The sequence below is a fragment of the Oleiagrimonas sp. genome, assembly GCF_027858935.1.
Lineage (GTDB): Bacteria > Pseudomonadota > Gammaproteobacteria > Xanthomonadales > Rhodanobacteraceae > Oleiagrimonas.
Window position 1 is genome coordinate 1 of the sequence record NZ_JAQIBU010000122.1, and the last position, 2,523, is coordinate 2,523.

Consider the following 2,523-nt stretch of genomic DNA (forward strand, 5'->3'; position numbering starts at 1 on the left):
GCCCGTGCGTGAGACCTTCCTCGACTTCCTGGTCAAGGTGGATTGGCCTCGCGGCCAGTTGCTGCGTGAATACACCGTGCTGCTGGATCCACCGGGCAGCGAAGCCACGGCGAGGCTGCAAGGTGCAGTCACGCCGAGTGCCGCCGTGTCACCGAAACCGGCACCGGAACCAGCACCGAAACCGGCACCGAAACCGGCACAGAAACCGGCCAAGACTGCGGCGCCAGCGAAACCAGCGCCAGTGGCAAAGGCAGCGCCCGAGATGAAAGCCGCGGCCAAACCGGTGCAAAGGAAGCCGACGCCCAAGCCGGCACAGAAAAAGATGAAGCCGGTCGCCCGGCCGCCCGCACCGTCAGCCCAGGTCCAGAATGGTAACTACGGCACCGTCCGGCACGGGCAGACGTTGTGGGGCATTGCCCGCAATCAGCGCCCCGGGGGCGTCAGCATCAACCAGATGATGCTGGCCCTGAAGTCGGCCAATCCGCAGGCCTTCTACAAGGACAACATCAACGCACTGAAAAGCGGAGCTGTACTTCGCATTCCGACCCGCGATGAGCTCCTCGCACAAACCGCAGCGGCGGCCACGTCCGAGGTGCTGCGGCAGGATCGCTCCTGGAGCGCCATGGCGCCCCACCGTACGACCATGGTGGCATCCACCGGCCCCGGCGCAGCCAGCCGTCCGGGCAAACCGGCGTCCTCCAGCATGTCGGGCGCAGCGTCGAACCGTTCCGGAGACGAGCTCAAGTTGGTGCCGCCCAGCAATGGCGGGGAGAGCACCGGTGCGCGTGCCGGGGTGGCCGGTGGCAGCAACAAGGTCGCCGTGGAGCAGCTGCATCAGGAGGTTTCCCGCGCCAAGGAAGCGCTGTCCAGCGCCCAGCAGCAGACCGCTGACCTGCAGGCCCACCTGAAGAGCCTGAAGGATATCCAGAGCAAGAACAATCGGCTGCTCGACCTCAAGAACGCCGAAATCACCGAGTTGCAGAACAAACTTGCCGCCGCAGACAAACCGTCCGCCGCGGGGTCCGCCCTTGCGCCTGCCGTGAACGGCAGTGTTCCTGCTTCCGGGTCCAGCGCTGCGATCGCGATGGCCGCGAGCGGGGCCGCTCCGGCGAAAGCTTCCACGGCTACGGCTGGCAGCGTGGCAACCACGCCCAAACCGGTTGCAGCCACGCCCAAGCCGGTAGCCAAGCCGTTGCAGTCCAAGCCCGTACCTCGACCGGCTCCAGTCCAGCCCTGGTATGGGCCGCTGTGGGTCAAGCTGATCGCGGCGCTGGGCGTGATTGTGTTGCTGCTCCTGCTCCTGCGCAGCAAGCGCAAGGCTGGATCGTCCAAGCCTTCCCTCAACCAGCGTTCCCTTGCCGATCAGTTCGGTGACTCGTCCTTTGGCCCTGCCGCGGACGACGACGGCGATGAGGAGCAGGATGACCTGCTTCGTGAGCTGGCCGAAAATCCGGAGGATCTGGGGCTGCACCTTGAGCTGGTGAGCTTCTACTATGCGCGTCGCGACGTGGAGCGTTTCGAGTCCGCCGCCGAGGCCATGCGCACGCACATCAGCGACCCGCAGCAGCAGGAATGGCAGGACGTGATCATGATGGGTGAGGAACTTTCACCCGACTATCCGCTGTTTGCCGCTGACGAAGGCGCCTATTCGCCCGAGATTCCGGATGAGGAAGATGAAACGCATCCGCTCCCGGACGAGGGCGGCACGGCCACTCCAGGCAGTGCGGATAGTGACTGGCATGACGCACGGGATGAAGCGGACCCGGAGGACGCGATCGGGACTTCCGAGCACTATGACTTCCACGTGGGTGATGACGAGATGCCGGCTCCCGGGATGTCGAGCGAGGAGGATCCTGATGACTTGCCGCCTCTGGATGGACCGGCTTCTTCCTCCGACCTGGAAGATTTCACCTTGCCCGGGGACGATGTCACCAGCACGTCGCTGGATACAGAGGACGATGTTTCTCCGGCATCCGGGGCCGATGTGGTATCCGACGCCGATACCGAAAGCGAAAGCGAAACCGAAACCGACACCGAAACCGAAACCGACGCCAAGCCCGAGAACGATGTAGAGGGCGAAGCTGAGGACGATGTCGAGCCAGACGCAGCATCCGGAATGGGCGGCGACGCGGTGGATACCAAGATCGATCTGGCGCGGGCTTACATGGACATGGGCGATCCGGAAGGAGCCCGGGCCATGCTTGAGGAGGCCATGCACGAGGGCAGCCAGTCCCAGCGCGACATGGCGCAGAAGATGCTGGACGAGCTCGACTGACCTGCGCGGCTTGTCGTACCTGACCACGCCGGTCCCGGCAGCGGGGCCGGCGTCGTTGTATTCTTGGCCGCTTTCCCTTACCACCCGACATCTGCATGCGTATCGCCCTGGGTATCGAATACGACGGCACCGACTTCATGGGCTGGCAGCGACTGAGCCATGGACCGACCGTGCAGGCAACGCTGGAGCAGGCGCTTTCGACCGTGGCCAACGCACCGGTGACGGTGATATGCGCCGGACGTACCGAC

The 2,523-nt window shown here is 64.7% G+C and carries 1 protein-coding gene and 1 pseudogene; both read left to right on the plus strand.

Annotated elements, in window-relative coordinates:
* Positions 1–2,275: FimV/HubP family polar landmark protein (locus PF446_RS04650; RefSeq protein WP_298070082.1), on the plus strand; the 2,275-nt coding region annotated here is incomplete at its 5' end.
* 95 nt (positions 2,276–2,370) lie between these two features.
* Positions 2,371–2,523, plus strand: a pseudogene (locus tag PF446_RS04655) (tRNA pseudouridine(38-40) synthase TruA); the annotation flags it as partial.